At 56.2% G+C, this 15034-nt stretch carries 13 protein-coding genes and 2 pseudogenes; 3 read left to right on the forward strand and 12 right to left on the reverse strand.

Annotation, left to right across the window (positions count from 1 at the left end):
* The first annotated feature begins 36 nt into the window (after positions 1–36).
* Positions 37–1002 (forward strand): IS481-like element ISRme14 family transposase, encoded by a 966-nt coding sequence (locus tag RMET_RS06555; RefSeq protein WP_011516068.1) that lies wholly within the window; start codon positions 37–39, stop codon positions 1000–1002.
* Here the strand turns inward: RMET_RS06555 and RMET_RS33420 are convergent.
* A pseudogene (locus tag RMET_RS33420) lies at positions 998–1791 on the reverse strand (IS3 family transposase); the annotation flags it as partial. The gene RMET_RS06555 and the pseudogene RMET_RS33420 sit on opposite strands and share 5 nt — an antisense overlap.
* Positions 1792–1865: 74 nt before the next feature.
* On the opposite strand from RMET_RS33420, the gene RMET_RS32085 reads away from it, so the two are divergent.
* On the forward strand, positions 1866–2297 hold the full coding sequence (locus RMET_RS32085) for a transposase (RefSeq protein WP_080710382.1): 432 nt from the start codon (positions 1866–1868) through the stop codon (positions 2295–2297).
* Positions 2298–2390: 93 nt separating this feature from the next.
* On the opposite strand, the gene RMET_RS06580 is transcribed toward RMET_RS32085, so the two are convergent.
* The 4 genes from RMET_RS06580 to RMET_RS06595 form a co-directional block, all read right to left on the reverse strand.
* Positions 2391–4235 (reverse strand): sigma-54-dependent Fis family transcriptional regulator, encoded by a 1845-nt coding sequence (locus RMET_RS06580; protein ID WP_011516070.1) that lies wholly within the window; start codon positions 4233–4235, stop codon positions 2391–2393.
* 172 nt (positions 4236–4407) lie between these two features.
* Positions 4408–5238, reverse strand: a complete 831-nt coding sequence (locus RMET_RS06585; RefSeq protein WP_011516071.1) for an alpha/beta fold hydrolase — start codon at positions 5236–5238, stop codon at positions 4408–4410.
* 735 nt (positions 5239–5973) lie between these two features.
* Positions 5974–7368, reverse strand: coding sequence for an OmpP1/FadL family transporter (locus RMET_RS06590; RefSeq protein WP_011516073.1), 1395 nt, complete (start codon positions 7366–7368; stop codon positions 5974–5976).
* Between the two features lie 78 nt (positions 7369–7446).
* Positions 7447–8508, reverse strand: coding sequence for an alcohol dehydrogenase (locus tag RMET_RS06595; protein WP_011516074.1), 1062 nt, complete (start codon positions 8506–8508; stop codon positions 7447–7449).
* A 169-nt stretch (positions 8509–8677) separates the two neighbouring features.
* Here RMET_RS06595 and RMET_RS32090 point away from each other — a divergent pair.
* Positions 8678–9495, forward strand: a protein-coding gene (locus tag RMET_RS32090) for an IS5-like element ISRme6 family transposase (protein ID WP_085960479.1) whose coding sequence is annotated in 2 segments (ribosomal slippage) — positions 8678–9026 and positions 9026–9495 — 819 coding nt in all. Because the reading frame shifts where the segments join, the coding sequence is not laid out codon by codon here.
* A gap of 70 nt (positions 9496–9565) precedes the next feature.
* Here the strand turns inward: RMET_RS32090 and gstA are convergent.
* From gstA to RMET_RS06640, 7 genes and pseudogenes are all read right to left on the reverse strand, one after another.
* Positions 9566–10172, reverse strand: a pseudogene (gene gstA, locus RMET_RS06610) (glutathione transferase GstA).
* 65 nt (positions 10173–10237) lie between these two features.
* Positions 10238–11260: a 2Fe-2S iron-sulfur cluster-binding protein gene (locus RMET_RS06615; RefSeq protein WP_011516077.1), complete on the reverse strand. Its 1023-nt coding sequence runs from the start codon at positions 11258–11260 to the stop codon at positions 10238–10240.
* Between the two features lie 99 nt (positions 11261–11359).
* Positions 11360–12346, reverse strand: coding sequence for an aromatic/alkene monooxygenase hydroxylase subunit beta (locus RMET_RS06620; RefSeq protein ID WP_011516078.1), 987 nt, complete (start codon positions 12344–12346; stop codon positions 11360–11362).
* Positions 12347–12400: 54 nt separating this feature from the next.
* Positions 12401–12715, reverse strand: a complete 315-nt coding sequence (locus tag RMET_RS06625) for an MmoB/DmpM family protein (RefSeq protein ID WP_011516079.1) — start codon at positions 12713–12715, stop codon at positions 12401–12403.
* 40 nt (positions 12716–12755) lie between these two features.
* Complete coding sequence (locus tag RMET_RS06630; protein ID WP_011516080.1) at positions 12756–13091, reverse strand: Rieske 2Fe-2S domain-containing protein; 336 nt, start codon at positions 13089–13091, stop codon at positions 12756–12758.
* Between the two features lie 55 nt (positions 13092–13146).
* Positions 13147–13413, reverse strand: coding sequence for a toluene-4-monooxygenase system B family protein (locus RMET_RS06635; protein WP_011516081.1), 267 nt, complete (start codon positions 13411–13413; stop codon positions 13147–13149).
* Between the two features lie 68 nt (positions 13414–13481).
* Complete coding sequence (locus RMET_RS06640; RefSeq protein WP_011516082.1) at positions 13482–14984, reverse strand: aromatic/alkene/methane monooxygenase hydroxylase/oxygenase subunit alpha; 1503 nt, start codon at positions 14982–14984, stop codon at positions 13482–13484.
* Positions 14985–15034 lie beyond the last annotated feature (50 nt).

Below are 15034 nucleotides of genomic sequence, written 5' to 3' on the forward strand. Positions count from 1 at the left end.
ACTCTTGGCCCGAGAGGTCATGCTGGAGCTGAAACGATGCATCTGAGGCTGCACAAGAACGCCACCACGACACCCAGGATCCGCGCCGAGATCCAGGTCAGCAAGGAGCCCATGAGGGTTCTGGCCCAGCGCTTTGGCGTGAGTGTCTCCACCATCGCTCGCTGGAAGAAGCGTGCATCGGTTCATGACGCCTCCCATACCCCTCATCGACTGCAAACCACGCTGACGCCGGCCCAGGAGTCCATCGTGCTCGTCTTGCGTAAAAGCCTGGGCCTTTCGCTGGATGACCTGCTGGCAGTCGTACGCGAGTTCATCCATCCGACCGTCTCACGCGCTGCCTTGCACCGCATGCTCAAACGCCATGGAGTGTCGGCGCGCGAGGCATTGAGCGTGGATCGCCCCAGGACCAAGCCGTTCAAGGCCTACGAGCCCGGCTTCGTCCACATCGATGTGAAGTACCTGCCGCAGATGGCGGACGAAACCACGCGGCGTTACCTGTTTGTGGCCATTGATCGCGCCACCCGCTGGGTGTTCGTGCGTGTCTATGCCAGCAAGAGCGCTACCAACGCCCGGCGCTTCCTGAAGGAATTGCACAAGGCCGCTGCCTTCCGTATCCGAACGATCCTGACCGACAACGGCAAGGAATTCACGGATCGCTTCATCACACGGGGAGAGCGTACGCCGACCGGCAGGCATCAGTTCGATCAGCTCTGCGAGGAGCTAGGCATTGAGCATCGCCTGACCCGCCCAAAACACCCGCAGACCAACGGCATGGTTGAACGCTTCAACGGGCGCATCGCCGACATCCTGCGCACCCATCACTTCCATTCCGGCGAAGAACTTGAGGCCACCATCCTGCGGTATGTCTGGCTGTACAATCACCAACTGCCACAGAAAGCCTTGGGGCATGTCAGCCCCATCCAGGCCATGAAACAATGGCAGCGATCACACCCCGAACTGTTCAACAGACGTGTTACCAATCAGCCGGGACACGACACCTAATCGCCTTCGGCAGACCGCGATGCAATGCCACGCGTTCCAGAATGCGCGTCAGTCCGTGTCCGCTGATAGCTCGCTCCGGCACAATGGCCACGGCTTCATGCGTCGCGTCGTCGACCACGGTCAAGTTTTTGATCACACGGCCTTCCGCGGTTCGGTCAAACACGAAATCCATAGACCAGACCTGGTTGGCCGCCGACGGCCGCCCCAGCGGCTGACGATCCGAAACCGGCACCTTCTTACGCTTGCGGCGGCGCACCTGCAACTTCGCTTCTGCATACAGCCGCTCGACCCGCTTGTGATTCACCAACTGGCCCGACTGCCGCAGCTTCAGATAAATCATCCCCGAACCGTAGCGGCGATGTCGGTGAGCCAGCGCCACAATCTCCGCCCGCAACGCCAGATTGCGGTCCGGTGCTGGCTGATAACGATAGGCGCTGGCGCTCATGCCGATTACCATCAGGGCTCGGCGTTCGCTCAAGCCCTGATGAGTCATATGGCGCACCAGATCTCGGCGTGACGGTGCGCTCACCACTTTTTTCGTAACGCCTCGCGCGTGACTTCGTTTTCCAGCAGCGACTCGGCCAGCAGTTTCTTCAATCTGGCGTTCTCGGCCTCAAGCTCTTTCAGACGTTTTGCGTCGGCTACGCTCATGCCGCCCAACTTGCTTCGCCACAGGTAGTAGCTGGCCTCCGAGAAGCCGTGCCGGCGGCACAACTCCTTGATCGGCATGCCCGCCTCAGCTTCCCTCAGGAAGCCGATAATCTGCTCTTCCGTGAATCGCTTCTTCATGTCCAATCTCCTGACTACGTGATTGGACTCTAAATCCGCGCGCTACTCAAATCGGGGGAGACGTCGTACTGGCAGTGGAAATCACCGATACCGGCACTGGAGACAGTAGCGGCCTCGATTTGCTGTTGCCGCAAGTCGGTAAGATCGATCGACTCATTGCCGATACGGCGTATTACCAGATCGAGCGCAATGAACAACTGCTCGCCAGCGGCGTCGTGCCGGTGATTCCTCCCAAGGCCGATGCGGTCGATGACGCGAAGCAAAATCGTTGGCACGATCAACTTGTGCGTTATCTGAAAGAGAAGGGACAGTATGCATTCCAGAACAAATATGGCTATGGCCTGCGCGCTCGCGTTGAGGCGCAATTTTCGCGCATTAAGCGCTGCATCGGCGACACGCTGCTGACGCGTCGCATCGCGTCACAAACTCAGGAAGGCCGCGCTATCGCCAACCTGATCAATCAATGGAATGCATTTGGTCAGGCGAGGTGCGTTAAAAAAGCCTAATTGCGTCTGCACCACCAGCGCCCCTAACCTCCCGAACAAAGCCGAAGCAGATCTTCGATTCGGTTGATCCCAAACGCTGGTGCTTTGCGCTCTCTACTTCTCCGTCGAGATTGGCATTGAATTGTTCAACTTCTTGACACGGTAGTCGAGTTGCGCGCGTGTCAATCCGAGAAGACGTGCGGCTTCTGATATGTTCCCGTTCGCGGCTTTGAGTGCCGCGCGTACGAGCGCATCTTCGACCTCGCAAAGTGTCGCTTTGTTCATCTGTACAGCAAGCGCTGCCCAATCCTCGAGCCCCTCCGGGGCTTCTCCGCTCTTGCGGATCGTCTCGGGGGGAGCGCTCGTCGATATGGAATCGAGGGCAAGCGACCCAAGGTCGCTTAAACCAAAAGCACCCTTACATTCCACGGTGTCACCGCTACTAAACAAGTGGCATACATCGAGCGTACCGCCTTCCTCGGCGAGGATAACGCCACGTTCGAGCACATTTTCCATCTCGCGGATATTCCCGGGCCACGAGTAATCCAGCAATAGATGAAGCGCACGATTGGATAAGCCCTTGAGGGACCGACCATGCCTTTTTGAAAATTTCTTTATGAAAAATTCCAGCAAAACCGGGATATCATCCTTTCTTTCACGCAAAGGTGGAATAACAATTGGAAATACATTCAGCCGGTAGAAAAGATCCTCACGAAAACGCCCGCTTTTTATCGCCTGTTTGAGGTTGTCATTAGTCGCAGTAATTACCCGAACATTTACCTTAACCGTCTTTGAACTCCCGAGGTGCTCCATCTCCCCCGTTTGCAAAACTCTCAATAGCTTCGCTTGAGCGGTTAGACTGAGATTACCAATCTCATCCAAAAAAATGGTCCCTTCGTTTGCGCTTTCGAAACGCCCAACGCGGGCATCGGATGCGCCGGTGAATGCCCCTCGCTCCACACCAAAAAGCTCCGATTCAATCAGCGAATCGGGAAGAGCTGCACAATTTAATTCAACGAATGGTTTCCCTACACGCGAACTTCTGTTGTGCAGTTCCCGAGCAAACAGGCTTTTGCCCACGCCGCTCTCGCCCATCAGTAAAACGGTCGCACTAGTGGGAGCCACTCTGAATATTTTGTGCATCACTGCGTTGAATCCAGCAGACGCCCCTATTGGTCCTTCTTTGACAGGCACTTCGTCAGGCTTGCAAGGCACACACTCATGATCTGTAGAGTCAGTCGGGGCTGGCCCTGAACTTTTCAACGCGACAAAGCGACGTTTCTCCAGAGATTGTGGCAGCATATACCGAAGATCCGCATCGGGGGCGTCCCACTCGTCCACGGGCTTTCCAATGATTCGACATAATGTATTGCCCATCGCGCGGCATTCGACTTCCCGGTATAGAATACGCCGGCCCATGAAAGCGCTCGTGTAGCCGCACGCGTAGCCAATCTGCATCCAGCAGGCTGGTTCGGAGCCGATGCCGTACACGGATATGTGAGCCTCATCCTCGGACGAGTCTTTCCACAGAAATTCCCCGTAATACTGACCGGTGGTGCTGTCGATATCCACTCTGACAGGTTCTACCAGGACGATGCCTTCCAGGGCGTGAAGTTGAGGACCTACCGCGAAGGCATCAAATGCGCTGTCTTGCCCGCGAACCTTTCGTGCGAGCGCGGCATCCCGAGAACCCGATAGATATCCCATGCGGGTCAGCAATCCGCGCGCAGCATCGCTACCTAAAGCTTCGATGAGTTCCTGTCGCAGTGAAGCAAACGCGTCCGTATGGATCAAGACCATTCGACGATCGTCGAGCCAGATGCGACCGTCCGCAGGATTGAAACGAAGCCGTTCCGCCAGATCCCGAATGTCCGGAAAATGCAGATCAGCCACTACATCTGGCACGAAAAGCGGTATTCCTCTGTCTATTTCTCCCGCTTTCCCTTTCTCCTCCTTCATGTTCCCTCCTCAGGAAATCGCCAGTCAGGGCTCTTTCTTAAAAGTTCATCGTCTCGCACGCTCTCACCGGGTGCGTAAACCTGCCTGGAACGAAAACCTAATTGGGGGACCGTTCGTTGCCACATGCCGTTGGCGTCACTTGAACGCCCCCCAAAGGCCTCCGCGCGGAGGCTTAAAGCGCCTCTTCCGAGAAGAAGTCACCGACCAACCGGTTAAATCGCTCTCCATGTTCAATCTGCGTCCAATGGCCACAGCGGCCGAACACGTGCAGCTGCGCCCGTGGAATCAGTCTGAGCAGTGTATAGGAATTGGACAGCGGGATGACCTGGTCTTCGCGCCCATGGATGATGAGTGTCTCGTGCGGAAGCGAGCCGACGTCCTCCTCCCGGCTCGCCATAGCGTCCACCCAACGCTGGCGCGGTGCCGGAAACATACTTGAAAACGCTTCCTGAAAGTTCGGCCGGATGCTTGCCTCATAACGCAGGCGAGCGAGGTCGTCATTTACGAGATTGCGGTCGAACGCAAAAACATCGAGCAACTCTCGCATGTTGTCGATTGACGGAACGTAGCCCCAAACCTTGTCCAACCCCTCCGTTATCGGGAAGGAGATACCCACGCTGCCCATGAGGACCAATCGGCGCACTCTTTCGGGCGCCCGGATGGCCAGCGCCAAGGCCAGAGCCCCTCCGAAAGAGTTGCCCACCACGTGAGCCTTGTCAATGCCAAGCGCATCCAGCAACCCGAGCGCATGCCCGACCCAGGTATCCATGTCATACCGGATACCCACCGGCCGCTCGGTATATCCAAAGCCCACCATGTCCGGTGCGATGACGCGAAACTGCTTCGCGAGTTCAGGGATTGTGAGGCGCCAGTTCGCCCATGCGGTTACTCCAGGGCCCGATCCATGAATCAAAAGAACAGGCACTCCCTGACCACGATCGTGATAATTGGTTTTTATACCATTTGCGGTGACTGTATTCGCAATTTCTAAAGAATCCGACATTTGCAACTCCATATATCCAGTATCCGGCAACGAGCAATAACTTGATTTCCCTTAACAACCTCGTATGATTTTTCTTGGTTGAATCATCATCGATCTTTCTCAATGCTTCGCCGCAAAGCATGCTTGGGCGGCTTCCATTGGCATCAACCCTGCATTGAAGTAGCCATGCAAACGCTTGACGACTTCTTTGTCGGGTACATAGGGCCACCGGATAAAACCTAGTTCGACGGCCGCCTCAAACCAGGCGTTCGTCCACGCCTGCAGGTGCTTTGCATCCCCGATGCGTCAGTATATTTGACTCGTCAAACATAGTTTGTCGACCTCTGATGACTCGGAGCAATCATCTGCGCAATGCGACTTACGCTAGACCGCGCCCTCTGGGGGAAGTACCACTTCCTGAACGGCTAGCGGATTTTCGCGTAGATCTCATTGCACGAGCGTCCGCTTCCGTTTCCCTTCTACGAGCGTCAAATTCAGGACACTAGCCTCAAGCTTAACCCGCGTCGCTTGAGGTACGGCAGGTCCAATACATTATGTCTAAAAACGTCTTTGGTCATTCATGACTTCAATGTCCGGCTTCGTGAACACAAAAATTGCTGTTCCCGACTCACGCGACCTCTTGTGGGCTTAAATTTCGCCGATGAACGTGGTACGTCAATAATCACAATGTTTGCCTTTAACGGTGTCTGACAGTCCTGACCTACAGGGTCAACCCCACCCGCGCCCGCCTCTGCATCAAAACCGTTTTTGCCAGGCCACCGCTGCGTTGATCTGCGAGTGGGTCACCTTTATCGGCACGGAGGTGTTGGGCTGACTCGTGTTCGTCAAGGTCTTCTGCAGTGCGAATGATATGCCGAGGTCGATCTTGCTGTTTTGGCTGAACGCATAAGAGACGCCGCCGGTCAGGGTCGTGGTCGGGATGGCGGGAATGACGGCCAACAGCATATTGTTGGGTATGGCTTCCTGCGCATAATGGAAGCCCGCACGGAACGCGAGGCTCGCGTTGTAGCGGTATTCCGCCCCCACGCCAAACACGTTGATGTCACGGTAGTTCTGCGGCAGCGACAGGTTCAGGTTCGCCCCCGTGCCCGACTGCACGAAGCTCACGTTGATGTCCTTGAACACGCTCGCGAGAAACACGCGCTGATAGTCGGCCGAAACGCTCCAGTGATCGTTTAACCGGTGACTAATACCTGCCGTGAACTGCGCGGGCATTTCGAAGCTGTGGACCGTGATCTGACCGTCGAGCGGGATGTTTCCGGCAACGGAACTTACTGCCGACAACGTTGCATGGCCGCCCAGATCGCCCACGCGCGTCTTGAAGTTGTAGGCCAGGCCAAACACGGTGTCCGGCGTGAGGCGATACGTGAGGCCCAGCTTGCCGCCGATCCCCCAGGCATCGGCACCGCCGCCCACGATTCCGTTATGCGCGGAGTTGATATACCCGCCCGACAGGCCTGGCACGCTGGCGAGCGCGGGCAGCAGCGTGCCGGACGCGCGGTGCTGGGCCGCGAGCGTACCGATCTGCGAGGCATCCAGCAGCATGCCGAGATTCAGCGAGGTCCAGACCGCGTCGAGCGAGCCGCCGACCGTCAGCTTGTCCGTGACGTCGTAAGACATGGCAAACGGAATGCGCAACACCAGGAGACGCGAAAAATTGTCGAAGCCGGTGTTGATGCCGTTGGTGGTCGTGCGCGACAGAAAGCTGCTGCCGCCGTACTGCGTGCCGAGTCCCCCTCCCGCGAAGGCCCCCACGCCGAATGCATACTTCCCGGCCCGATACACGAATGCGGCTTCGGGCGCGAAGTAGGGGCCGTTGTTGTTGCCGTGATTGCCAGAAGAAACTGATTCCCCGGTGGCGGCGTTTCGTATGTTGATATCGGTGTTGATGACATCCAGCCCGAAATCTAGATAGGCCCCCTGCTCCATCAAGCCCAGCGTCGCCGGGTTCGTCATCATGGCGGCCGCGCCAATGTCGTACGCCACGCCTGTGCCCCCCATGGCGCGGGACACGGGGCCATAGCCCTCCAGATTGAACACGTCAGTAGCCTTCGCAGTGCCCATCGCAAATAACGCGACCGAAAAAACCACGATCACCCGCACAGCGACACAACTCTGATTGATCTTCAATTTCGTCTCCTTACCAGATTTTTTCTAATAATGGTATGAGCGTTCTCGCGCTCACCCTCGCTTTACGTCGAAGCAGCTTTATGGCCGGATCAGTACCTTCATTGCGCTGTCCGATTTCTGATGAAAGACCGAGAATGCCTTGTCGACATCAGCAAGTTCGAACGCGTGTGAAAAGTACTCTTGCGGATTGATCACACCACGCTCCATCAGCCGCAATGCCTCCCACATGTAAGGCTGGGCGTTAGCGAAGCCATTCATGTGCAAGCTGATATTGCGCAGAAACACATCGGCCAAATTCAGATTGAAAGTTGAGTCGCAGAAAACGCCGATCGCGGCAACCGTTCCGCCGGGGCGAACCAGATCGAGGCACATCTGTAGGGTTTCGGGATAACCGACCACCTCGATCACTTTGTCAAAGCCACGTCCGCCGGTTTCTGCCAGTGCTTTTTCTTTCCAGTCTTCCTGGTTCGCATCAATCGCCACGCCCCCTTTTTTGCGCACGACGTCAAGACGATGGGCAACCTTATCGAGCACAACCACGCGCCCTGGCCCTCTGTGCAGCGCGATATCGAGAGTCATCATACCCGTCGGCCCGCAGCCCACCAGTGCAACATTCTCCCCGACCTGGATATCGGCCAGGCGGTTGGCGATGATTGCCGACGGCAGGTTGCAGGAAAGCGTAACCGCCGCTTCATCGGGAATTCCCTTCGGCACATTCATCGCGTGACCATCCGCGTGAGGGACGATCAGGGCCTCCGCATGAGTTCCATTGATGCTGCCGAAAGGTATGCCGAATCCATAGACTGCGTTTTTGGTAGTCTCACAATGTGCGGTCTGCCCAACCTCGCACATGTAGCAGTGGCCGCATGAGACTGAGTACCCCATACTGACGCGATCCCCCTGCTTGAAGCGCCCGACGCTCTTACCGACCTCCACGACTTCGCCGATCAACTCATGACCTGTTTGGGACTTGCCTTTTTCCATGATTCCATCAAGCGCGCCCCGGTAAAGGTGCAAATCGGAGCCACATATCGATGTGGCCGTTACTTTGACTAGCATTTCGTGGTCGGAGCGAATGACAGGGTCTGGAATATCCGTACAGCGAATATCCTGCGGACCGTAATAGACTGCGGCTTTCATTTTGGATTCCTTATAGATTAGTTAGCATAAGTGGTGCTTTCACCTTCCCGTATCCTGATGTCTCAACCCCTCTTCATACTTAAGAGGCCAGTTCAAAAACCCCTGAGGCGGCTGTTTACTTTCTCGGTAAGCTGTTAACCTTGGATGTCTGAACAACGGAACCCAAGGGATGGAAGCGCCGATTATTGATGACGAATTGTGGACACTGATCGAACCGTTACTGCCGCCGCCCAAGCCCCGGCGCAAAGGGCATCCTGGTCGCCCACGCGTATCGGATCGGGCGGCGTTGAATGGCATCCTGTTCGTGTTGAAAACCGGACTGCGATGGAACCACCTGCCGACCGTATTGGGCTTTGGCTCCGGCGCGACCTGCTGGCGACGACTGAACGACTGGCGCAAAGCAGGCGTATGGGATCGACTGCACGAACTGCTGCTCGACAAGTTGCGCGAGGCCGGGCAGATCGATCTTTCATACGCTGCCGTCGATTCCTCGTCGGTACGAGCTGTTGGGGCGGGCGAAAAACTGGCCCGAACCCCACGGATCGCTCGCGACCCGGTTCCAAACACCACATCCTCGTAGACGCCAATGGCGTTCCCATCAGCGCCATCCTGACAGGCGCGAACCGCAACGACGTCACCCAGTTGCTGCCGCTCGTCGACGCGATTCCCCCGATCCGTGGCGCGCGCGGCCGACCACTTCAGAGACCCAAGGTCATCTATGCCGATCGTGGTTACGATTCCGATCCGCATCGTCAACGATTGCGCGAACGCGGCATCAAACCGGTGATCGCACGGCGCCGCACTGAACATGGCAGTGGTCTGGGCAAATTCCGTTGGGTCGTTGAACGGACTCACTCGTGGCTCCACAACTTCCGTCGTCTTCGCATACGCTTCGATCGTCGAGCTGACATTCACGAAGCATTCTTGAAATTCGGCTGCGCCCTCGTCTGCTGGAACATCTTCAGGCGTACGGAGCAGCCTTTTTGAACTGGCCTCTAAAGGAAAATCTTGAACCCCAAAACTCCGAAAAAGTTGGGGCAACAAGAACCGGTCTTCGTTAGATCAGACCCTCGGCTTTGAGCGCGGCCTGCACGGTCGGGCGAGAAGAAATTCGATTCGTATAGCTCTGCAAAGTCGGCCAGCGTCCGATATCTACGCCGACCCACTTGCCCCAAGACAGCACGGTGAACAGATAAGCATCAGCAACCGTGAAGTTATCTCCCATCAGATAGACCTGACCACCGAGCTTTTTTTCAACATAAGCCAGACGCGCCGCGATCAAATCATTTACGATGGCTTTCCATTCTTCCGGCGTTTTAGGATTGAAAAGCGGTGCAAAAGCCTTGTGAAGCTCGGTCGAAATAAAGTTTAGCCATTCCACCAAACGATAGCGCTCCATCGTCCCGGCTTCAGGCGCAAGCCGCGCTTCGGGAGCCCGATCGGCCAAGTACTGTACGATCGCCGGACCTTCCGTGAGCACCTGCCCATCGTCGAGAACCAGCAGCGGCACATAACCATTGGGGTTGACGCTGCGAAAGTCAGAACCGCTCTCGGTCTTTTTTGCTTTGCAGATCCACTTTTTCGAGCTCGAATGTCAAGCCCATTTCACGCAATACGATGTGCGGTGAAAGCGAACAAGCGCCAGGACTGTAGTACAGTTTCATCGATTACTCTCCTCTGATTAATAGACTTGCATTGACATTAATTCGCAAGTCGTGTGGACGCTTCATTAAAAGAAACGATCGAAATGAAGCTGTTCGAAAGGAACACAGTAGCCGATCATCAACATCTCCTGAAGAGCCTGAGTCATAGGTGGAGGACCGGCGAAATAAAACTCAAAATTTGACAGCGTATCCCCGAACACACGCCGAACCACGTCATGAACAAATCCCGTTTCACCGCTCCACTGAAATCCGGAGGCCTCACCCGGCAAAGACACGACGGGGTAAAAATGAATGCGTTCGTCGTAGCCACGTAACATGCGCAGGAACGATTCTCCGCAAATGTCTGACGGCGTTCTCCCACCATAGAAAAAATGGAGATGGCGTGTTTCCAGCATGCCGGACTGCGACGCGCCACGTGCAATTGACACCATCGGTGCAAGACCCGACCCGCCCGCTACGCAAACAATGTCGCGTGGGGCCTCCGTTCTCAAGAAAGCAAGGCCGTAAGGTCCATCGATCTCCAGTTGATCGCCCGCACGAAGGTGATGGAACAACTGCTCTGTCGCTTTACCTTGCGGCACGCGCCGGATCTGGAAATGCCACTCGCCTCGATCATTGCCGGTGTTAGACATGGAGTAGGCTCGCGGCGCGGTCACACCAGGGACCGAAAGCATCGCATACTGTCCCGCCAAGAAGGTGGCCGGGCCATCCGTCACAAAGCGAAATTCGCGAATGTCGTGGGTGACTTCATGCGATTCCACAAACTTGGCCAGCAGTCGCTTCGGCCTCACTTGAGCTTGATGGTCCGCCTCGACGCGCACCTTTATCTGTATGTTCCCCTTGGCTCTGCATTGGCACGCTAACAGACGACCTTTACGGCGATCGCGTTCGGTCAGCCCTGGCGCGTCTGGCCAAAGATTCTCGGCCTCTCCGTCCAGAAGATCAAACTTGCAGCTGCCACACCCGCCCGAGTTGCACTCATAGGGAAATCCTATTCCGGCGCGCAAAGCTGCCCGCAGGACAGTGTCTTCCCCCGCCTGGACAAAGGCATTTTTCTCTCCCTCTATGAGTATTTGATGTTCAGACATACATGAAATCCCTGTGATTACGCTGTCAAGATCACCAAGAGCGCGTGATCCAGGCGCTCTTGATGGTCCCCTGAGACAGCATCGGCTGGAAGTCTTTCCTTACAGACCCAGGGATCGACGAAACTCTCGAGTCGCCGACTTGGCCGACTCCGAGGCGTCTGGTACATCGGCAAGCGTGCTGCAATAGGCATCGATAGCCGCATCGCCGAGCGATTCCCAATTGGCAATCCAATTCTTGATAACTTCGGCGTTACCTGGCTTTTCGAGCGCCATCTTGACCAACGCCGTGGCCCAACGCCTGTGACGTGCCGCGTCGATGAGTTGGGCGTCCGTCAACAGGCCTAGCAAAGTATCTCCGTTATGGCGTCCGGACTCGCCCAGCTTGCGCAGCACCGATTCCTCCACCGCAGGCTTGGCGACCAGGTTGAGCGCCACAAACGCTTCGGCCCAGTCCCATGTTACGAGAACCTTTTCCATAAGCTCACGGAAGCCTTGCCAGGCGACGTCATCTTCCCAATATTTACGTTCGTCGCTACCAAAGCCCTTGTCCTGGAATGCTAGCGACAACTCTTTCGTACGATAGGCCGTATGGCTCAACCAGCGGAAAGAATCGGCCATCTGAAAATAGTTGCAGTTGGTGATAGTGCTCGCTGGAGCCATCTGGCCGACGTAAGCGGAGGCCATTTGCAGCGTGTGGAACAGGTAGCGGGCCGGGGTATATAGCCGGGCCAGCTTACCAGCCCAGCGGGGATCCAGCGACTTATCATGTTCACGGGAATTGAACTGGTCGAACAACCCGAAGACATACGTCTCCTGGCCGTCCTGCATCAGGTTGTACGTGCGATAGATGACTTCGTCCGGATCGCGGAACGCGTTCCAATCGTCGTGCTTGAGCGGACTATTGAGGGTGTGCTGCTTGAACCAGCGGCTCATCCACATATCCGGATCGAGCTCGTAGGGAGCATTCGGATCCCTCTTGTTGTAGTGCAAATTGGTGGAAACAATCTCGTATTCGCTCGGTTTGCGGCGCCGCGTCGCGAGATGACTCCAGGTCTTGAGCGGCTTGAGAACTTGAACTTCAGACATGCTTGTCTCCTCGAATCTTTACTTGGTGGGGCGGATGTTGTCCGGTACCGCTACTCAGACTTGCTTCTCAAAGTAGAAGCGGACCTGATCGGGCATAGTTTCAATACGCCCGGCAAACGAACTCAATTCAACCTCGAGGTCAGGCATTTTGAACGGCCGGCCCAGCGCCCGCTCAATCGTTTCGCGGCGCAGGATTAACTCCCCGTCGGTGTCGATGCGCAAATAGGCGCGCTTGTCGTCCACGCGAATTTCCTTGCCAGGGTTGTCCTCTCGCGCTGCCTCAACTACTGCCTCAGCGAGCTCGCCAGCACGCATGACCGGACCCACCCTGTTGTTAAAGTGGGCCGATGCAATATCGTTTTTAGTCACAGCTTTCTCCTTGCTTTCGAATTGGCGGACCGAATGCTGCTCACGTATGTGCGAACAGCGGCTTCACACCCTCGGTTTCCACAAATACCGCATCGCCTTCGATCTTGATTGGGTACTCGGCCAGCGCACAGTCCGACGGGTTGATACCTTTTCCAGAGCAGGCATCGAACTGCCAAAGATGCGCCCTGCAGATCACCGTCTTGCCGTCGAATTTGCCTTCAATGAGTGGAATGTCCTGGTGTGGGCAAATACCTTGGAACGCCTTCAAGTCGCCGCCCTGCGGCCAAACCATCAGAATTTCCTGCCCATCGACCTCGAACGACTCCATTTCGCCCTCCCAAAGATCGTCCAGAGAGCACACTTTCTTAAATGTCATGAACTTCCTTTCTATTGATGAAGGGACCCCAGCACATCAACTGCCGAATGCCTGGTTATTGCTGGGCGGGTTCCCAGATGACCTCAACACACTCGGTCGGCTTGAGGCCCGAATCGGCCACTTTCATCGTTCGGGGCAAACATTCCTTGCTACCTTGCTGGCGCACCCGCAGGATATGCCCGGGACGCGCTTTCACACGCCGTCCAACGGAGTGATGCGCAGCAGCGGCCGCCACTTCGTCCATGGTGTTCTCGGTATCGACCGCCACCAGCTGAAGCACGAAGTCGCCTTCGAAATTGGAGCTCAAGGGAAACAAAGCCATTTTGGAGTCCTCTGTTTGGTTGGTGGTTGCGCCGGTGGTCATACCACCGGCTCTTCAGGCAGCAGTGCTCAACTTGCCTTCTTCATGCGCATCTTCTTGTAAATGTCCACCCATGAGTAGCCGTGGGCGTCATCACCGATTTCGCCGGGTGCCAGACCCATGTAAGCCAATGCGCCCCCCAGATCCATCGGCTGCACCAAGCCAGCCAGGAAACGGTCCACCAAAGTCATATGGCCTGCATAACGCTCCGGCTCCTGCTCAAAGCACCACCGATCCGGCTCCGAGCCGAAGTGATACAGCCTGCCGTTGTATTCGAGCGGATAATCCTGCACGGCCCACCCGTTGCCCGGCGTGTAATTGATCGGCAGGTTGCACATGTTGCACACGATCGGCAACGTCTCCGGGTACGTTTGCGCGATGTTCCCGTCGACCAGATTGTCGATGATCACATCCCAGCACTGGCCCCAGGTGTCGTTCCAGCCAGGGTATTTTTCTTCCAGCCAATCCCGTTCTGCGGGCGTGACGCCGGCTGCCGGGTTCCACCAGACGGTAGGACGCCAATACCAGACGCCCAAATGCATGCCATGATGCTGCTGATCGAGCTGCTGCAGGAACGTGTCCCAATACCAAGGCTTGTCGAGCCCCAGATCGTTCAGTGCGCGTTCAAACTGCGCAACAATCCATTCCTGCATAAACTCCTTGAACGACTGCTTGCGATGCTCGAGCGGGGTGTAGTAGTCCATCACCGGCCCAGTCAGCACCGAAAACAGCCTCCACGCGCGCCAAAAAGCGATGTCAACCTTTTTCTGGGCCTCGGCTTTCTTGCCGTTCTCGATCAGAATCTGGAGCGTTGGACTGCCGATCTGTGCATGGCGCGACTCGTCGGTCTGCACACTCGAGATCAGACTGGAGAATGTGTGATCCCCGGCCTCCGTAGCGTCTGCCGCCAGCCCAAGAAACTGCATGTTGGTGAAGCCGGTTTCAAAGCTGAAGGTCAGCATGATGGCGACGCTGATCGCGTCGCGCGTCATCATGATGTCATCGAAGAAATGACGTGCGGCAATCGCTGCCCATTCGTTGGTATGGAAGGCCTTGGCAGCCCAGTCGAACTGACGGTCTTTCGAGACGTGCTCATGAGGAAAGTAGAGCTGGATCTGACCGTGACGAATTTCGTCCATACTTCCCAGGGTCGCCATATTGCGCATGCCCGGTGCCTTGGAGAAGCGCATCATACGTGCTTCGGCGCTCGAGGCGGAATATTCGGCGAGGGCAATGGCACCATAATGCTGCTTCATCACCGTAAGCCAACCCGGATCAGATCTTTCATAGATCTGGCTGCGCTCGAGCGCAGCCTTCACGGAGTACGCGCCAGCGTCCTTCTCGCGTTGGACTTTGACATATTCCGGGTAAGTCTGCTTGTATGGTTCGTCGTAGGTCTCCCACTTTTCCATGGGAATGCCGTGATCTCCACTGAGCTCGGGCGGAAAAAGCTCGCTCTCCGTGACGTACTTCGGCGACCAGTTAGTCGTCCTGGCAAGGTCGTACCAGTCCATCCGATTTAACAAAGCCATTTTCAGTCTCCATAATTTCTAAGGCCAACTGGCCCTCAACACACCAAACA

This window comes from Cupriavidus metallidurans CH34, assembly GCF_000196015.1.
GTDB classification, from domain to species: domain Bacteria; phylum Pseudomonadota; class Gammaproteobacteria; order Burkholderiales; family Burkholderiaceae; genus Cupriavidus; species Cupriavidus metallidurans.

Coding starts and splice junctions, on each gene's coding strand:
- RMET_RS06555 (WP_011516068.1), top strand. CDS start 37: ATGCATCTGAGGCTGCACAAGAACGCCACCACGACACCCAGGATCCGC.
- RMET_RS06580 (WP_011516070.1), bottom strand. CDS start 4,235: ATGAAGGAGGAGAAAGGGAAAGCGGGAGAAATAGACAGAGGAATACCG.
- RMET_RS06585 (WP_011516071.1), bottom strand. CDS start 5,238: ATGTCGGATTCTTTAGAAATTGCGAATACAGTCACCGCAAATGGTATA.
- RMET_RS06595 (WP_011516074.1), bottom strand. CDS start 8,508: ATGAAAGCCGCAGTCTATTACGGTCCGCAGGATATTCGCTGTACGGAT.
- RMET_RS06615 (WP_011516077.1), bottom strand. CDS start 11,260: ATGTCTGAACATCAAATACTCATAGAGGGAGAGAAAAATGCCTTTGTC.
- RMET_RS06620 (WP_011516078.1), bottom strand. CDS start 12,346: ATGTCTGAAGTTCAAGTTCTCAAGCCGCTCAAGACCTGGAGTCATCTC.
- RMET_RS06630 (WP_011516080.1), bottom strand. CDS start 13,091: ATGACATTTAAGAAAGTGTGCTCTCTGGACGATCTTTGGGAGGGCGAA.
- RMET_RS06635 (WP_011516081.1), bottom strand. CDS start 13,413: ATGGCTTTGTTTCCCTTGAGCTCCAATTTCGAAGGCGACTTCGTGCTT.
- RMET_RS06640 (WP_011516082.1), bottom strand. CDS start 14,984: ATGGCTTTGTTAAATCGGATGGACTGGTACGACCTTGCCAGGACGACT.